At 69.0% G+C, this 17,759-nt stretch carries 13 protein-coding genes and 1 pseudogene; 1 reads left to right on the top strand and 13 read right to left on the bottom strand.

Annotation, left to right across the window (positions count from 1 at the left end):
* The first annotated feature begins 40 nt into the window (after positions 1-40).
* Complete coding sequence (locus tag JNG39_RS18700; RefSeq protein WP_368313483.1) at positions 41-640, top strand: short chain dehydrogenase; 600 nt, start codon at positions 41-43, stop codon at positions 638-640.
* A 248-nt stretch (positions 641-888) separates the two neighbouring features.
* Here the strand turns inward: JNG39_RS18700 and ilvN are convergent, their stop codons facing one another.
* From ilvN to JNG39_RS18635, 13 genes and pseudogenes are all read right to left on the bottom strand, one after another.
* Positions 889-1,386 carry an acetolactate synthase small subunit gene (gene ilvN / locus JNG39_RS18695; RefSeq protein WP_368313482.1) on the bottom strand — a complete coding sequence of 166 codons (498 nt, stop codon included), beginning with the start codon at positions 1,384-1,386 and terminating at the stop codon, positions 889-891.
* Positions 1,387-1,388: 2 nt separating this feature from the next.
* A complete protein-coding gene (gene ilvB / locus JNG39_RS18690; RefSeq protein WP_368313527.1) occupies positions 1,389-3,182 on the bottom strand; it encodes a biosynthetic-type acetolactate synthase large subunit in 1,794 nt (597 codons plus the stop codon).
* 167 nt (positions 3,183-3,349) lie between these two features.
* Entirely contained in the window at positions 3,350-4,366 is a 1,017-nt protein-coding gene (ilvC, locus tag JNG39_RS18685; RefSeq protein WP_247371438.1) for a ketol-acid reductoisomerase, read from the bottom strand.
* Positions 4,367-4,520: 154 nt separating this feature from the next.
* The gene (gene ilvD / locus JNG39_RS18680) at positions 4,521-6,245 is read right to left on the bottom strand and encodes a dihydroxy-acid dehydratase (RefSeq protein ID WP_368313526.1); all 1,725 of its coding nucleotides are present in this window, start codon (positions 6,243-6,245) and stop codon (positions 4,521-4,523) included.
* A 26-nt stretch (positions 6,246-6,271) separates the two neighbouring features.
* A complete protein-coding gene (gene leuB / locus JNG39_RS18675) occupies positions 6,272-7,336 on the bottom strand; it encodes a 3-isopropylmalate dehydrogenase (protein ID WP_368313481.1) in 1,065 nt (354 codons plus the stop codon).
* On the bottom strand, positions 7,333-7,926 hold the full coding sequence (leuD, locus tag JNG39_RS18670) for a 3-isopropylmalate dehydratase small subunit (protein WP_247371433.1): 594 nt from the start codon (positions 7,924-7,926) through the stop codon (positions 7,333-7,335). Before leuD ends, leuB begins: the two co-directional genes overlap by 4 nt.
* Complete coding sequence (leuC, locus tag JNG39_RS18665) at positions 7,923-9,338, bottom strand: 3-isopropylmalate dehydratase large subunit (protein ID WP_368313480.1); 1,416 nt, start codon at positions 9,336-9,338, stop codon at positions 7,923-7,925. Before leuC ends, leuD begins: the two co-directional genes overlap by 4 nt.
* Positions 9,335-10,282, bottom strand: a complete 948-nt coding sequence (locus JNG39_RS18660; protein ID WP_368313479.1) for a branched-chain amino acid transaminase — start codon at positions 10,280-10,282, stop codon at positions 9,335-9,337. Before JNG39_RS18660 ends, leuC begins: the two co-directional genes overlap by 4 nt.
* A 62-nt stretch (positions 10,283-10,344) precedes the next feature.
* Positions 10,345-11,514, bottom strand: a pseudogene (locus JNG39_RS18655) (2-isopropylmalate synthase); the annotation flags it as partial.
* Between the two features lie 406 nt (positions 11,515-11,920).
* A complete protein-coding gene (thrC, locus tag JNG39_RS18650) occupies positions 11,921-13,198 on the bottom strand; it encodes a threonine synthase (protein WP_368313478.1) in 1,278 nt (425 codons plus the stop codon).
* Positions 13,199-13,200: 2 nt separating this feature from the next.
* On the bottom strand, positions 13,201-14,157 hold the full coding sequence (locus JNG39_RS18645) for a homoserine kinase (protein ID WP_368313477.1): 957 nt from the start codon (positions 14,155-14,157) through the stop codon (positions 13,201-13,203).
* Entirely contained in the window at positions 14,145-15,260 is a 1,116-nt protein-coding gene (locus JNG39_RS18640) for a homoserine dehydrogenase (RefSeq protein WP_368313525.1), read from the bottom strand. Before JNG39_RS18640 ends, JNG39_RS18645 begins: the two co-directional genes overlap by 13 nt.
* Positions 15,261-15,689: 429 nt before the next feature.
* A complete protein-coding gene (locus JNG39_RS18635) occupies positions 15,690-17,672 on the bottom strand; it encodes a bifunctional 2',3'-cyclic-nucleotide 2'-phosphodiesterase/3'-nucleotidase (RefSeq protein ID WP_368313476.1) in 1,983 nt (660 codons plus the stop codon).
* Positions 17,673-17,759 lie beyond the last annotated feature (87 nt).

Here is a 17,759-nt window from a genome sequence, read left to right as displayed (position 1 = left end):
AGGGTACCCTTCCCGGCTGCGATCACCAAGGAGGTAGTTTATGAAAATTCTCATCATCGGCGCGAATGGCACGTTGGGTCGGGCGGTGACGGCGGAACTCGAGCCGCGCCATGACATCGTGCGCGCGGGTCGCTCGAGCGGCGACGTACGCGTCGATCTTTGCGACGCGACGAGCGTGGAAACGATGTTCGGCCAGGTCGGTGAACTGGATGCCGTGATCTGCGCGGCGGGCTCGGTGCCGTTCAAGCCGTTGGCCGACTTCACCGAGGCGGACTACCTCGTGGGCCTCCACGACAAGCTGCTCGGCCAGGTGCGCCTGGTGACGGCGGGCACGCCGCACGTGCGCGATGGCGGCTCGTTCACCCTCATCACCGGCATCCTCGCCGAGCAGCCGATCGTGGCCGGCGCCTGCGCCAGCATGGTCAACGGCGCGGTGGAAGCGTTCGTGCGCGGCGCCGCCATCGAGTTGCCGCGTGGCCTGCGCATCAATGCGGTCAGCCCGAACGTGCTCGTCGAGTCGATGGAAGGGTACGGCCCGTTCTTCCGCGGCTTCGAACCGGTGACGGCGGCGCGGGCGGCACGGGCGTTCTCGCGCAGCGTGGAGGGGCGGCAGACCGGGGAGGTCTATAAGGTTTGGTGATCTGCGTTCGCCGATACGATCGGCTCCCACCCCTCCGGTAGCAGACTCCCTACCGACCGGGGAGGTCTATAAGGTCTGGTGATCTGCGTTCGCCGATACGATCGGCTCCCATCCCTCCGGTAGCAGACTCCCTACCGACCGGGGAGGTCTATAAGGTCTGGTGATCTGCGTTCGCCGATACGATCGGCTCCCACCCCTCCGGTAGCAGACTCCCTACCGAAGGGGTGGGAGCCGATCGTATCGGCGAATCAAGCCCGCGACAGGTCGGGGAGCGCGGTGGGCACACGCTCGATGGCCGCCACCCCGCTGCGTGCGTGATCGGCGATGTCGGCGACATTGCGAAGCCCGTCGATGAAACCGTCGACGTCGTCGGTGCGGCCGGTGTATTCCACGATCGAATGCCCGCCATCCCGCTGCAGCAGCCGCGCGCCGGCTCGGGCGAGGTAGCGATCGATCGCTTCGCCGTCGCCTTCCACCCTTACCACCGAAAGCTCCCGCTCCAGGTGATCCCGCCGCGTGAGCTCCGCGACGTCGATCACGTCCACCAGCTTGGCCGTCTGCTTCACCACCTGGTCGACGGTGATGTCGTCACCGAACACCACGAGCGTAAGGCGCGACACGGCCTCGTCATGCGTGGCCGCCACGGTGAGCGATTCGATGTTGTACCCGCGCGAGGCGAACAGGCCGGCGACGCGCGCGAGCGCGCCGGCCTCGTTTTGCAAGAGCATGGAAATCAGGTGGCGCATGGTCAGAACATTCCCGTCGGTTCGGCTTCGTGCGCCACGGGAACGTGGCGGCTGGGAATCCATTCCCCGGTGATCATCTCGGCATACGATGCGCCGGGCCCCACCATCGGGTACACGCCCGCGTCGGGATCGATGACCACCTCGAGGAAGGCTGGCCCGTCGAAGGCCAGGAAGTCGGCGATCGTCGCCTCCAGTTGCGCGGCGTCGTCGAGACGCCGCGCCCACTCGAATCCGTCGGCCTGGGCGGCGCGGACGAAGTCCTTCTTGTGCAGGCTCTTGTCGCTGGCGGAGAAACGGCCGCGGAAGAACAGCTTCTGCCACTGCCGCACCATGCCGTCGCCCGCATTGTTCAGCACCACGATCTTCACCGGCAGCCCGTAGGTGGTGACGGTTTCGAGCTCGCCGATGTTCATGCGGATGCTGGCATCGCCGTCGACGTCGATCACGGTGAGGTCGCGGCGCGCGAACTGCGCGCCGATGGCGGCCGGCAGGCCGAACCCCATCGTTCCCATGGACCCCGAGGTGAGCCAGCGTCGCGGCTCGCGGAAATCGAAGTACTGCGCCGCCCACATCTGGTGCTGGCCCACGCCGGTGGTGATGATGGCGTGGCCCCCCGTGATGCGATTGATCGCCTCGATCACGGCGCAGGGCTGGATGAGATCGCCGTCCCGGCAGAAGTTCATGGGATGGGCCGCTTTCAACGCCGTGACGTGGGCGTGCCACGCGCGGCGGTCCGGCGCGAAGCCGATGTCGCGACCGTAGGCCGTGAGCGCGCGCAGCGAGACGTCGAGCGAACCCACGTGATGCCAGTGCGCGGCCTTCACCTTGCCGATCTCGGCCGGATCGATGTCGATCTGCGCGATGGTGCGCGCTTTCGGCGCGAACTTGTCGGGGACGCCGACCACGCGATCGTCGAAGCGCGCGCCCAGCGCGAAGACGAAATCGCAATCGTCCATCGCGTAGTTCGCATACGCCGTGCCGTGCATGCCGAGCATGCCCAGCGCGAGCGGGTCGGTGGTGTCGACGCCGCCGATGCCCATCAGCGTGGTGACCACGGGCACGCCGAACGCCTGCGAGAAGTCGCGCAGGGCATCGGCGGCTTCGGCCGATACGATGCCGCCGCCGGCGTAGATCAACGGCCGCTCCGCGGCGGCGAGCGCCGCGAAGAACACCCGGCAGGCGTCGTCATCGGGCGTGGCCGATTCGACGGCATGCAGGCGCGCGCGATAGCCGCGCACCGGCAATTCGCGCTCGCCGTGGAAGACGAGGGGCGCGTTCTGAACGTCCTTGGGAATATCCACCACCACCGGGCCGGGGCGGCCGCTGCGGGCGATGTGGAACGCCGTGCGCAGCGTCGCTTCGAGCGTGCTCGCATCGGTGACGAGGAATACGTGCTTGGCGCACGCGCCCATGATGGTGCCGATCGGCGCTTCCTGGAACGCGTCGGTGCCGATGGCGCCGGTCGGCACCTGGCCGCAGATCACCACCAGGGGAATGGAATCGGCCATCGAATCGCGCACGGGCGTCACCGCGTTGGTGGCGCCGGGGCCGGAGGTGACCAGGGCCACGCCGACGCGCCCGGAGGCGCGCGCATAGCCGGCGGCCATGAAGCAGGCGCCCTGTTCGTTCGCGGGCACGATGAGCGGCAGGCGTTCGCCGCCGTCGTCGAGGGTATGGGTCTGGTTGTAGCGGAACAACGCGTCGTAGACCGGAAGGATGGCACCGCCGGAGTAACCGAAGAGGACGTCGAGGCCTTCGTCGGCGATCACCTGCACGACGATGTCGGCGCCGGTCATGGCCTGTCCGGCGAGGGGGTGGTTCGAGGCGGGGCGACCAATGTCGCCGATGTCCGGTTGCGCGTTCACGGTGATGGGCTTCCTTGGAAGGTGCGGGAGCGCGTCCGCTCGCGGGCGAGGGGGAGGGACGGCATCGCGCGCTGGACGCGCTCCCACAGGGGATGGCATCAGGGGGTCTTGGCGGGCTCCGATGCCTTCGGCTGGTTGGCGGCGAGCCACGGCATGCGCGCGCGCAGCTGGGCGCCCACCTTCTCGATGGGATGCTCGAGGTCGCGCTGCTTGTAGGCCTTGTAGTTGGGCAGGCCGGCCTGGTATTCAGCCGTCCATTCGCGGGCGAAGGTGCCGTCCTGGATCTCCTTCAGCACGCCCTTCATGCGCTCCTTCGTGGCGTCGTCCACGATGCGCGGGCCCCGGGTGTAGTCGCCGTACTGCGCCGTCTCGGAGATGAATTCGAGCATGCGCGCCAGGCCGCCTTCGTAGAAGAGGTCGACGATGAGCTTCAGCTCGTGCATCACTTCGTAGTAGGCGATCTCCGGGCGGTAGCCCGCTTCCACCAGCGTCTCGAAGCCCTTGATGACCAGCTCCGACGCACCGCCGCAGAGCACGGCCTGCTCGCCGAAGAGATCGGTTTCGGTCTCTTCCTTGAAGTCGGTTTCGATCAGCATGGCGCGCGCGCCGCCGATGCCGGCCGCGTAGGCCGTGGCACGCTCGGTGGCGTGGCCGGTAGCGTCCTGGTGCACGGCGTACAGGCAGGGCACGCCACGGCCGATCTCGTATTCGCGACGCACGAGCGCGCCCGGGCCCTTCGGTGCGACCAGCACCACGTCGATGTCGGCGCGGGGTTTGATCTGGCCGAAGTGCACGTTGAAGCCGTGCGCGAAGAGCAGGGTGGCGCCCGGCTTGATGTTCGCCTCGATGGCGTCGCGGTAGATGCCGGGCTGGGTCATGTCCGGCGTGAGCACGGCGACGAGGTCGGCGCCGCGCACGGCCTCGGCGGGTTCGGCGACGTGGAAGCCGTCCGTGTACGCCTTGTGCCAGGACGGACCGCCGGCGCGCAGGCCCACGACCACGTCGAGTCCGGAATCCTTGAGGTTGAGCGCATGCGCGCGGCCCTGGCTGCCGTAGCCGAGCACGGCGATACGGGCGTTCTGCAAGGGGGCGGTGGTGGCTTGTTGGTCGGTCATGGATCTCTCCGGGTCGGTAAGTAGGGCAAAAAGGGGTGGGGCTGTCGCAAGCTCTGTTCGCCGATGCGATCTGCTCCCACCCCTTCGGTAGGAGGCTCGCTACCGAAGGGGTGGGAGCGGACCGTGTCCGCGAATCGTGCGGAGCGCGGCCAGGTCAGTTGCCGATGAGTTCCTGGGTCATGTTCTCGTCTTCGATCTCGCGACGAACGCGAGAGACGGGCGCCTCGTCGAAGGCTTGCGTCACCGCGCCTTCGGCGGCGGAGCCGACCAGTCGCGCGTATTTGGCGAGTACGCCGCGGGTGACCTTCGGCGCGGCGGGCCGCCACGATGCACGTCGTGCGGTGAGGTCGGCATCGGTGCGCAATTCGCGCGTGGAGGCGTCGATGAAGATCGCATCGCCCTCGCGCAGGAGCCCGATGGGACCGCCGCGCGCCGCCTCCGGCGCGACGTGGCCCACCATGAAACCGTGCGTCGCGCCGCTGAAGCGCCCGTCGGTGATCAGCGCCACGTCGTTGCCGAGGCCGCGGCCGACCAAGGCGGCGGTCACGGCCAGCATCTCGCGCATGCCGGGACCACCGGCGGGGCCCTCGTTGCGGATCACCATGACGTCGCCGGGGCGGATACGCCCGGCCTGCACGGCGGCGAACGCCTCTTCTTCGCTCTCGAACACGCGTGCGGGGCCGGCATGGCTCGTGCGGCCGTGGCCGGCGAGCTTCAGGATGCTGCCTTCGGGCGAGAGGTTGCCGTAGAGGATGCTGTAGCCGCCGCGCGGCTTGAACGGCGCCTCGGTGGAGCGCACCACCTCCTGGCCCTCGGTGGCGGCGGGCGCGTCGTCGAGTTCGGCGAACAGCGTGCGGCCGGTGACGGTGGGCGTATCTTTGAGCATGCCCGCCTTGCGCAGTTCCCGCGCGACGATGGCCGTGCCGCCGGCGGCGGTGAGTTCCACCGCGCTGTAGCGACCGCCGGGCTTGAGGTCGGCGATGACCGGCGTATGCGCCGACGCGGGTTCGAAATCCTCGATGGACAGCGGCACCCGTGCCTCGTTGGCGATGGCGAGCAGGTGCAGCACGGCGTTGGTCGACCCCGCCGTGGCGGCGACCATGCGTGCCGCGTTGTCGAAGGCGTCGCGGGTCATCGCATCGCGGGGGCGGCGGTTCGCTTCCAGGCAGGCCATCGCCAGCTCACCGCAGCGGAACGCGGCATCGCGCTTGGCCGGGTCGGTGGCGGGGATGTCGTTGAAGCCGATCGGGGTGATGCCCAGCGTGGTCAGCACCATCGCCATGGTGTTGGCGGTGAACTGACCGCCGCACGCGCCCGCACCCGGGCAGGCATGGCGTTCCACGTCGTCGAGCGTGGCGTCGTCGATCTTGCCCGCGCCGTGCGCGCCCACCGCTTCGAACACTTCCTGCACCGTGATCGGGCAACCGTTATGGCTGCCGTGCGCGATGCTGCCGCCGTAGAGCGCCACGCCCGGGATGTTCAGGCGGGCCAGCGCCATCGCGGCGGCGGGAATGGTCTTGTCGCAGCCGCACAGCACCACCATCGCGTCGAGGCAGTGGCCATCGACCGCCAGTTCGATGGAATCGGCGATCAGTTCGCGGCTGACCAGCGACGAGCGCATGCCGGGCGTGCCCATCGCGATGCCGTCGGTGACCGCGATGGTGTTGAACTCCACCGGCGTGCCACCCGCCGCACGCACGCCGTCGGCGGCGGCTTCGGCGAGGTCGCGCAGGTTGAGGTTGCACGGCGATACGTTGGACCAGCTATGCACGATGGCGACCATCGGCCGGGCGATGGCCTCGTCGTCGAGGCCCGTGGCGCGCAGCATGGCGCGTGCCGGGGCGCGGTCGGGGCCGGTCTTGATGGCGTCGCTGCGCAGCGTGCGCAGGGGGATCTTGCGGCTGCTCATGCGGCCTCCGTCTCGGTCTGCAATGCGTGGATCACGGCCTGCGTCACGGCGTCCGTGGTGGCCGTGCCGCCCAGGTCGCGGGTGAGGTTGCCGTGGGCGAGCACCTGTTCCACGGCCGCCTCCACGGCGGCGGCTTCGTCGGCCAGGCCCAGCGAATGACGCAGCAGCATGGCGACGGAGAGGATGGTGCCCAGCGGGTTGGCGAGCGACTGGCCGGCGATGTCGGGTGCCGAACCATGGATGGGTTCGTACACGCCCGCGCCGGGTCCGCCCACCGACGCCGACGGCGACAGGCCCAGCGAACCGGCCAGCACGGACGCCTCGTCGGTGAGGATGTCGCCGAACATGTTCTCGGTAACGATCACGTCGTAGTCGGCGGGCCGGGTGAGCAGGTGCATCGCCATCGAGTCGACGAGCTGGTGCTCGAGTTCCACGTCGGGGTAGTCGGCGGCCACACGCGTGGCGACCGAGCGCCACAGGCGCGAGGTTTCCAGCACGTTGGCCTTGTCCACCGAGGTGAGCTTGCGCTTGCGCGAGCGGGCCAGGTCGAAGGCATGGCGCACCACGCGTTCCACTTCCGCCACGCTGTAGCGGCACTCGTCGGTGGCGCCGTCGTCGTCGCGCGTCTTCGCGCCGAAATAGATGCCGCCGGTGAGTTCGCGCACGAAGACCAGGTCGACATCCTTGGTGCGTTCCGGCTTCAGCGGCGACAACGCGGCGGTGCGCGGATGCAGCTTCAGCGGACGGATGTTGGCGAACACGCCCAGCAGCTTGCGCATGGCGAGCAGGCCCTGTTCCGGGCGAACCTTCGCCGACGGATCGGACCATTTCGGTCCGCCGACCGCGCCCAGCAGGATCGCGTCGCAGGCGAGCAGCGCTTCGCGCGTGGCGGGCGGCAGCGGGTCGCCGAAGCGGTCGATCGCGTCGCCGCCGATGGCATGCTCGTCGAAGGCGAAGTCGTGACCGAAGCGCTCGGCCACCTGGCGCAGCACGGCGACGCCGGCCGCGGCCACTTCGGGGCCGATGCCGTCACCGGGCAATACGACGATGCGGGACTTCATGCGGCTTTCTCCGTGAGCGTTTCATAGGCGGTGATGTCGTCGTCCTGCTGGAGCAGGAAGCCCATCTGGTCCACGCCGTTGAGCAGGCAGTGGCGGGCGAAGGCGTCGAGCTCGAAGCGGATCGAGCCGCCGTCGGGCAGACGGATCGTGCTTTCGGCGATGTCGATCCGCAGCTCGACGCCCGGGTTGTCGAGCAGCCAGCGATGCTCGGCGTCGCTCAGCACGATGGCGAGCAGGCCGTTCTTCAGCGCGTTGCCGCGGAAGATGTCGGCGATCTCGTTGGAGATCACCGCCTTGATGCCGTAGTCGAGCAGGGCCCAGGGCGCGTGCTCGCGCGACGAGCCGCAGCCGAAGTTACGGCCGGCGACGAGGATCGAACAGCCGCGTGCGGCCGGCTGGTTGAGCGGGAAGGCGGGATCGTCACTGCCGTCGGCGGCGTAGCGCCAGTCTTCGAAGCAATGCTTGCCCAGGCCCGTGCGCTCGGTGGTGGTGAGGAAGCGGGCGGGGATGATGCGATCGGTATCGATGTTCTCGTCGCGCAGCACCGCCGTTCGCGAATGCACGTAGGTGAGGGGTGGGTTGGCGCTCATGCGGCGGCTTCCTGGTTCATGTAATCGCGGGGATCGGCCACGCGACCGGCCACGGCGGATGCGGCCGCGACCAGCGGGCTGGCGAGCACGGTGCGCGCGCCCTTGCCCTGGCGTCCCTCGAAATTGCGGTTGCTGGTGGCGACCACGAGCTGGCCCGGCTGGGCGAGGTCGCCGTTCATGGCGATGCACATCGAGCAGCCCGGCTGGCGCCACTCGGCGCCGGCGGCGCGGAACACCTCGTGCAGGCCTTCGCTTTCGGCGTCGCGGCGCACCTGTTCGGAACCGGGCACGACGAGCATGCGCACGCCGTCGGCCACGCGGCGGCCGCGCAGGATGGCGGCGGCGTCGCGCAGGTCGGACAGGCGGCCGTTGGTGCAGCTGCCGATGAAGACGACGTCCACCGACTCGCCGGCGATCGGCTTGCCCGCGCTCACTTTCATGTAGTCGAGCGCGCGTTGCTCGATGGCGTCGGCGGCCGCGGGTACCGGCGCATGGATGGACACGACCATGCCCGGGTGGGTGCCATAGGTGACCGACGGCTGGATCGTCGACGCGTCGATGCGTACCTCGCGGTCGTAGGTGGCGCCTTCGTCGCTGGGCAGCGTGCGCCAATAGGCGACGGCGGCATCCCATGCAGCACCTTTCGGCACGCGCTCGCGGCCTTCGAGCCAGGCGAAGGTGGTTTCGTCCGGCGCGATCAGGCCGGCGCGCGCGCCCGCCTCGATCGACATGTTGCAGACCGTCATGCGCTCTTCCATCGACAGCGCGCGCACGGCGTCGCCGGTGTACTCGATGACGTGTCCCGTGCCGCCACCGATACCGATGACGCCGATGATGTGCAGGATCAGGTCCTTCGCGGTCACGCCGGGCTGCAAGGCGCCGTCCACGTGGATGGCGAGCGACTTGGGCTTGCGCTGGAGCAGGCACTGCGTGGCCAGCACGTGGCCCACCTCGGTGGTGCCGATGCCGAACGCCAGCGAACCGAACGCGCCGTGCGTGGCGGTGTGGCTGTCGCCGCAGACGATGGTCATGCCCGGCTGCGTCGCGCCCACCTCGGGGCCGGCCACGTGCACGATGCCGCGCTGCGGGCTATCCCAGCCCATGAGGTCGATGCCGAACTCGCGAACGTTGGCTTCCAGCGTGGCGACCTGGTTCTCGGCTTCCTTCGTGTAGTACGGGCGGCGGCCATCCGCGTCGGGCGGCAGCGTAGGCGTGGAATGATCGAGCGTGGCGAGCGTGCGGTCGGGGCGGCGCACCTTCAGGCCGCGCGAGCGCAGTTCGTCGAACGCCTGCGGCGAGGTCACTTCGTGCACGAGGTGCAGGTCGATGTAGAGCACGCCCGGCGTGCTGGCCGTCTCGGCCTTTACCTGGTGGGCGTCCCACAGCTTGTCGAGCAGCGTGCGCGGCGTCATGCGGCGGCCCTCCCGGCGGCGACTTCGTCCACCGGCGTGAGCCAGCCCCAGCGGTCCTCCGTGCGACCGTCGAACAGGCCGAAGAAATCCGCCTGCAGCTGGCGCGTGATCGGGCCCGGGTGGCCGCTGCCCACCGGCTTGCGGTCGACCGAACGCACGGCGGTCACTTCGGCCGCGGTGCCGGTCATGAACACTTCGTCGGCGAAGTAGAGCATTTCGCGCGGCAGCGGCTGTTCCACCACGGTATAGCCACGCTCGCGGGCCAGCGTGAGCACGGTGTCGCGGGTGATGCCGCAGAGGATGGCCGAGGCGGCCGGCGGCGTATAGATCACGCCCTTGCGCACGATGAAGAGGTTCTCGCCCGCGCCTTCGCTCAGCAGGCCGTCGGTGCCCAGCGCGATGCCCTCGGCGTAACCGGCGTTCACCGCCTCACGGGCGATGAGCTGGCTGTTGAGGTAGTTGCCGCCGGCCTTCGCGCCGCTCGGATAGGTGTTGGGTGCCGCGCGGTTCCACGAGGACACGCAGACGTCGACGCCTTTCTCGATGGCATCGGCACCATGGTAGGCGTTCCAGGGCAGGGCGATGATGGCGACATCCACCGCCGTGTCCAGCGACGGCGCGAGGCTGAAGGTGAAGCCGCTGCGGAAGACGATCGGGCGCACGTATGCCGACGGAAGGTCGTTGGCGCGGATCACCTCGCGGCAGGCGCGGTTGATCGTGGCGGCGTCGTACGGCATCGCCAGGTCGTAGACGCGCGCCGAATGGAACAGGCGCTCGGTGTGTTCTTCCAGGCGGAAGTAGCGCGGGCCGTCGGGCGTGGCGTAGACGCGCACGCCTTCGAACACCGACGAACCGTAATGCAGCGCGTGCGCGCCGACGTGGACGGTGGCATCGGCGAAGGCCTTGATGCGTCCGTTGTGCCAGAGATGGGCGGGGGCTTCCATGATGTGCTCCTTCAGGACTGGGCCGCGACGGCGGCCTGCGTGTCGTCCTCGAACGCGCCCATCAGCGCGGTGAGGTCGTCGTTGGTCACGGAACGCTGGCGGTCGGCCAGCACCTTGAAGCGTTCGAACACCGTATCCAGCGTGGCTTCGTCGACGTCGTAGTCGAGTTCGACCAGGCGCTGGCGCAGCGCGTGGCGGCCGGAATGCTTGCCCAGCACGAGCGAGGTCTTCGCGCCGACATCCTGCGGACTCATGATTTCGTAGGTGCCGCGGTGCTTGAGCATGCCGTGCTGGTGGATGCCCGACTCGTGCGCGAACGCGTTGTCGCCCACGATGGCCTTGTTGCGCGGTACCGGCTGGCCGGTGACTTCGGCGAGCAGGCGCGAGGTGGGGAAGAGCCGGCGCGTCTGGATGCCGGTGTCCGCTTTGTAAAGAGGGCGTCGCGTGTGCAGCGCCATCACGACTTCCTCGAGCGCCGCGTTGCCCGCGCGCTCGCCGATACCGTTGATGGTGCATTCCACCTGGCGCGCGCCGGCGGCCACGGCGGCCAGGCTGTTCGCCACGGCCATGCCGAGGTCGTCGTGGCAGTGCGCGGAGAAGATCACCTTGTCGGCGCCGCGCACGTGCGCGCGCAGGTAGGTGAACATCTCGGTGATTTCGGAGGGGGTGACGTAGCCGACCGTGTCGGGCGCGTTGAGCACGCTGGCGCCGGCTTCCACGGCCACCGAGAAGATCTCGGCGAGGTAATCCGGCTCGGTGCGCAGGGCATCTTCGGCGGAGAATTCGACTTCGTGTGCCAGGGCTTTCGCGCGCTGGATCGCCGTTGCGGCGATGTCGATCACTTCTTGCTTGCTTTTCCCCAGCTTGTGTTCGCGATGCAGGGGAGAGGTGGAGAGGAACAGGTGTATCCGTGAATGCCTGGCGCCTTCCAGCGCCCGTCCCGCACTGTCGATGTCGTCGGGCAGACATCGGGCCAATGCGGCCACCGTGGGTGTCTTCAGCGACCTCGCGATCTCCGCCACGGCCGCGAAATCGTCGGGCGATGCCTGGGGAAATCCCGCCTCGATGATGTCGACGCCCAATTCCTCCAGGGCGTGCGCCATGCGCAGTTTCGCGCGGCGATCCATCGAGAAGCCCGGGGCCTGCTCGCCGTCGCGCAACGTCGTGTCGAAGATGCGCACGCGGCCTACCTCGGCCTCGGTCGTGTCGTTACTGCCATGTGCTGGATTCATGTCTTCGCTCCGCTCGCAAGGCGGGCCAGGCAACAAAAAACCCCGCATCCGTTGTCGGGTGCGGGGTTTTGGGAGTCTTCAGGTCGTTTTTCTTTTTACCTGGACACTTGCCCTTAGCCCGCACCTCCGCAGGTAATAAGTACAAGGTTAATAAGAAGGAGACCGCCGCCCAGACGCAGCTCGCCGTCGACTCGTGGAAGTCGGTTCAAGGCAAAGCGACCATGGCTGCTGCGCTGCGTCATGCAGTCGAACGTAAGCCACGCGTTCGGTGGGTGTCAACACTTTCCGTTGAAAGTATTTTTCCTAGGAACGTTTGGACGGCTAGACATCCATGCACTGGTCGGCGGCGCCGGACCTTGGTACGACACGCATCGGCAGCACTGGTATGCATCGCCGCGGGGGCGTTTCACCAGCCGCGCAGCCACGCCGAGAAAACACCGCCATCCGCCGCCATCGGCTCGGCGGAGGCGTCCCTGGCGAGCATCGCGGCGAGGGCGTCGGGTACGTCGATGCGACGGCCCACGAGGGGCTCCACCACCGTATCGAACTTCGCCGCATGCGCGGTGGCGGCGAGGGTCCAGTCGCGGCGGTCGCCTTCCATACGCAGGCGTTCGAAAACATGTACGGCGGTGGCCGTGTGGGGGCAGAACACTTCGCCGTCGTTGGCGGCATGGCGGCGGATGGTGTCGCGAATCTGCGCGTCGTCCACGCCATAGGCCCGGCCGTTGGCGCGGACGGCCTCGTCATCGCCGAACAGGTGGCGCAGGCGCTCGACGTTGCTCGGCGCGCCCACGTCCATCGCGTTGGCGACCGTCGCCACGGCGTCGCGGGGCCGGTAGGGCTGGCCGGCGTAGAACTCCGGCAGGGTCGGGTTGGCGTTGCAGGCGAACACCACCTCGCCGATCGGAAGCCCGATCGAACGCGCCCAGAGGCAGGCCACCGCATTGCCCAGGTTGCCGGTGGGCACGATGGTGTTCATGGGGCCACCGGCTTGCAGGGCCGCGTGGCCGAAGTAGGCCATCTGGGGAAGCAGGCGGCCGAGGCTGATGCTGTTGGCGGACGACATGGGCACGTCGGCCTGCAGGGCCGGGTCGCCGAGCGCGCCCTTCACCAGGCGCTGGCAGTCGTCGAAGCTGCCTTCCACGCGCAGGGCGCGCACGTTACCGCCGAAGCTGCCCAGCTGATGGGCCTGCCGGGGCGAGACGCGGCGGTCGGGATAGAGGATGGCGACGCGGATGCCGGGCAAACCGTGGAAAGCGGCGCCCACCGCCGCGCCGGTGTCGCCCGAGGTGGCGACCAGGATGGTGAGCGGGCGGTCTTCGTCGCGGCGCAGTCGTTGCAGGCAGGCGGCGAGGAAGCGCGCGCCGAAGTCCTTGAACGCGGCCGTGCGGCCGTGGAACAGCTCGAGCAGGTGCGCGCCGTCGATGCGCAGCTCGCGCCGGGGCGCGGGGGCGGCGAAGGCTTCGGCGCAGATGGCCTCCAGTTCGGGAGCGAGGGCATCGCCTTCGAAGAAGGGCGCGAGCATGCGGGCGGCCGTGCTGGCGAGGTAGCCGTCGGCGGGCAGCCGGGTCACCTTGGGCATGGCCTCGGGCACGTACAGGCCGCCATCCGGGGCGAGGCCGGCGGCGATGGCGGTGGAAAGCGTGACCGGCTGGGCGCCGCCACGCGTACTGACGTAGCGCATCGTCACACCACCCGGGCGGCGGGGCCGTCGATGGGCGCCACGAGGACGTCGGCGGCATGGCCCTCGTCGGCGAACGCCGCGCGCATCGCCGCGCCGGCCGCCTCGGCCGACGCGCGATCGGCGAACCACCCGAACACGCTGGGCCCGGCCCCGGAGATGCTGGCGCCGAACGCGCCGTGGTCGAGCGCCGCCTGCTTGACCCGGGCGAAGCCGGGAATCAGCGGCGCGCGGCGTGGCTCGACCAGCACGTCGGCCAGCCCTTCGCGCACCAGGGCGGCCTCGCCGCGATAGCAGCCGGCCAGCACGAGCGCGAGGTTTGCGCTCTGTCGCACGAAATCGCCGAGGGCGTAGTGGCCCGCCAGCGCGGCGCGGGCCTTGCGGGTTTCCAGCACCACGTGGGGGTGCACCAGCGCGCAATGCCATTCGGCGGGCACGGGAATGCGCACCAGGCGGGTATCGGTGGCGAGTACCAGGCCGCCGAGCAGCATGGGGCCGAGGTTGTCGCCGTGCCGGCTGCCGCTGGCCACCACTTCGCCATCGAGCGCGAACGGGTAAAGGGCGTCGCGGGAAAGCGGTTCGTCGAGCAGGGCGTTGGCGGCCACCAGCGCGGCGACGCAGGAGGCGGCCGAACCGCCCATGCCCGAGCCCAGCGCAATGCCCTTGTGCAGGGTCAGCTCGAAACCGAAGGGCAGGCCGAGGCCGCGCCGCATCGAAAGCAGGGCTTCGCCGGCGGTGTTGTCCCGCGCCGCCAGCGGAAGGTCGGTGACCACCCCATCGATGCCGGCGATGCGCACCTCGGGCTCGGGGATGCGCCGCACCTCGGCGCGATCGCCCGCACCGGCCACGCAGTGGCCGAGGATGTCGAAACCGATGCCGACGTTGCCGACACTGGCGTAGGCCTCGGCCGTCGCGACGTCCGCGCGGGCCCGGGGCGGGGTGGATTCGTTCAGCATGCGCATCGTTTTACTCCCATGGCGCCGGCCACGCGCAGCAGGTCGGCGAAGACCGCCGCGGCCGTGACCTCGGGGCCGGCACCCGGCCCCTGTACGACCAGCGCATTGTCGCAGTAACGACGGGTGGCGAAGCGGACCACGTTGTCGCTGAGGCGTGCGTGGGCGAACGTGTGCGAGGGATCCAGCACGCGCAGGCCGACCGTCGCCCGGCCGTTTTCCAGCGTCGCCACGTGGCGCAACACGCCGCCGGGACGAAGGCGCGCGGCCATCGGCGCGTCGAGCCGGTCGAGCCGCTTCATGAAGGTGTCGACATCGCCCTCGGCGAGTTCGGCGGGTACCAGGCTCTCCACCTCGACATCGTCCAGCGACAGCGCGAGGCCCGCCTCGCGGGCCAGGATCACCAGCTTGCGCGCCACGTCCATGCCGGAAAGATCGTCGCGCGGGTCGGGTTCGGTATAGCCCAGGGCGTGGGCCTCGCGCACCAGGGCGGAAAAGGGCCGCGAGCCGTCGAAGCGGTTGAACAGCCAGGCCAGGGTGCCGGAGAGCATGCCTTCGACGGCGACCAGCTCGTCGCCGGTATCGAGCAGGTCGCGCAGCGTCCGTACCACCGGCAGTCCGGCGCCCACGGTGCCTTCGTAGTGCAGGCGGGCGCCGCTGGCGTGCGAGGCCTCGGCGATACGCCGCCAGCGCTCGAGCGGTCCGCTGGCGGCGCGTTTGTTCGGGGTCACCACGTGGATGCCGGCGGCGAGCCAGCCCGCGTAGCGGTCGGCGACGGCGTCGCTGGCGCTGCAATCGGCCAGCACGGCGAGCTGGCCGCCACGGCTGCCCACGTAGGCGGCGAACTCGTCGAGTGCGGCCGGCCGCCAGGTTTGCGCGCCGTGGGTGCGGCCGTTGAGCGCGTCGTCGTCGCAGTCGAGCCACATGTGGCGGCTGTCGCTGACGGCGCGCAGGCGCAGCTGCATGTTGCACTCGCGCAACAGTCGGGGGGCGGCGAGCCGCAATTGCGCGAGCAGCGCGCTGCCGACCTTGCCGGGGCCGACGAGGCCGAGGTCGACGACGATGGGATCCGCGATGGCTCGCGGTACCTGGGTGGGTATGGCGTTGGCGATGTACACGATGAAAGCCTCCGGGTGAGAGGCCCTTCGTTCGCGTCAGGGGGGAGTTCGGCCTGGGATCGCTTCGGCGCCCGTCCCGTCCTGCGGGAGGTCGGGGCCGGCAGCGACGTGGAACTAAGCGCGCGCGGTCTCCGATCCTCCGACCGTAGTGGTCGTGGTGGTGGTCGTCGCGGTGGTGGTGACGGACGCGAACGCGCCGGCCGGGGTGATGGCCGTGAAGGTAATCAGCGCGGGCGCGGAAGCGTGCATGACTCGACGGTATGCCTGGGGCGTGCGGGGTGTCAAGAGCCGATCGACGCTATGGCGAATCCTGTAGACCGAGGCGCTGGGTTCCCGCTTACGCGGGAACGACGAGCTGCACGATTCCAGTCCGTCGCTCCTGCGTACGCAGGGGAAGCCCAGGGCCCCGGTCGCCGAGGTCCCTCAGCGCTTCGACAGATCGATGGCGTACACCGCCGTGCCGTCGCCGTTGTCGCGCACCTGCCGCACCGCCAACCCCAACGACTTCGCGAGGTCTTCCTTCCCGGAGGCCGAGGTGAACGTCACAGGGCCCTTCACCTTCAACGGCGCGAACGACCACGAGCGCTTTTCGACGTCCTTGCGCGTGAGCGTCTTCTTCGACTGCACCCACTGGATGACGACTTCGCGGTTGCCGTCCGGCGCGTTGAGCACGACGGAATCGCCCTTCATGCCCGGGAAATCGCCGCCCCCGTTCGCCCGGTAGTTGTTGGTCACCACGATGAACGCCTGGTCGTCCTTCACCGGCTTGCCCTTGTAACGCAGGTTGCCGATGCGTTCGCCTTCCGGCTTCGACACGTCGATGGTGTAGGTGACGCCACCCTGCATCTGGTCGAAGTTGTAACCCGGCAGGCGGCCGATCAACGGCTGCTCGCCGTCCTTCGACGGATCGATGCGATTGAAGCGAGAGGCCGACTTCTCCAGCCACGCCTTCACGCCCGCGCCGTCGATCTTCACCGCGGCGAGCGTGTTCGGGTAGAAATACAGGTCGGCCGCGTTGCGGATCGTCAGCGGGCCCTTGGGCACGTCGGTGAAGTCGTCCGGCCCGCCGAAGCCCGTGCGGAACGCGGAGGCGGCGGAGATGACGGGCACGTCCTTGAGGTCGGGACGCGAACGCGCCAGTTCGTCGCGTGCGTAGTCGATCTGCGCCGCGTTCACCACGGACAGCGCCGTCATGTTGCCCTCGTCGGCGAAGTAGCTGGAGAGGTCGTGGTCGACGGCACCGATCGGCGTGTTGACGTAAGCGATGGCGGCCTCGTGCGCTTCGTTCACGATGGGCGCGATGGCCGGGTCCGGCGCGACGCATTCGCCCTTCTTCGCGCAGATGGGCCGCACCTCGCTATGGCTGGCGTCCTTCTGCACCACCCAGCGATCGCCCTCGCGCTTGAGCGTCATCTGGATGACGCCGAGATCCTTGCCGAAGAATCCGCCCATCACCGCGGGAACACCGCGCACGAGGCCGCGCTTGGCATCGACGTCCTTCATGCCCGCGTACCGCGGCCCCGGGAATTCGGTATGCGAATGGCCCAGAAGCAGCGCATCGATGCCGGGAATGCCGGCGAGGTACCAGCCGCCGTTCTCCATATGGGGGGTATAGGGCGAGGTGTCGAGACCGCCGTGGAGGATCGCCACGATCAGGTCCGGATGTTGCGCCTGAAGCTCGGGCACGTATTTCTTCGCGGCTTCCACCACGCCGTCGACGGTGACCTTGCCGGCCAGGTTGCGCTTGTCCCAGTCCATGATCGGCGGCGGCGTGAAGCCGATGATGCCGATCTTCAGTTCGGTGGGCACGGTCTGTCCCGAGGCGGTCTTCACCTCGACCTTCTTCGTGACGATTGTCCACGGCTTGAAGATGGGCTGGCCGTCGCGCGTGCTGTAGACGTTGGAGAGCACCAGCGGGAACTTCGGTCCGGCACACTGGCGCGCGGTCACGCCGTCGACGTTCATCGACGTATCGGTGACCTGGGCCAGGAAGGGCAGGCCGTAGTTGAATTCGTGGTTGCCGGCGGTGCCGCCGTCGTAACCCACGGCATCCATCGCCTTGTAGATCGCCAGTTCCGTGTCGCAGCCGACCGGCTTCACGATGGCCTGGTAATCGGCCAGCACGGAGCCCTGGATGGTATCGCCGCTGTCGAACAGCACGGTGTTGGGAAAGGTCTTGCGGGCCTGGCGGATCAGCGTGGCGACGCGCTCGTAACCGAGCGACGGGTCGTCCTTCTGCTTGTAGTAATCGTACGACAGGATGTTCGAATGGACGTCGGTGGTCTCGAGGATGGCGAGGTCGAGCGTCGCGCCGTCGGCGAGCGTGGCCGGCTTATCGGCGGGCGTGCTCGCGCAGGCGGCGAGCAGGGCAGCCGAGAGGGTGGCCAGGGCGAGGGGTTTGAACATTTTCGGTGTCCGTGACATGTGAGTTTCGGGGCGGAAGCTAGCAGATGTGGGGTGGTGTCGATACAGCCGAGCGCTTCGCCGTGGATC

It is taken from the genome of Luteibacter sp. CQ10, from assembly GCF_040900725.1.
Classification (GTDB): domain Bacteria; phylum Pseudomonadota; class Gammaproteobacteria; order Xanthomonadales; family Rhodanobacteraceae; genus Luteibacter.
Note: the sequence above shows the minus strand (reverse complement) of the source record. Positions and strands in the feature narration are given on the sequence as shown.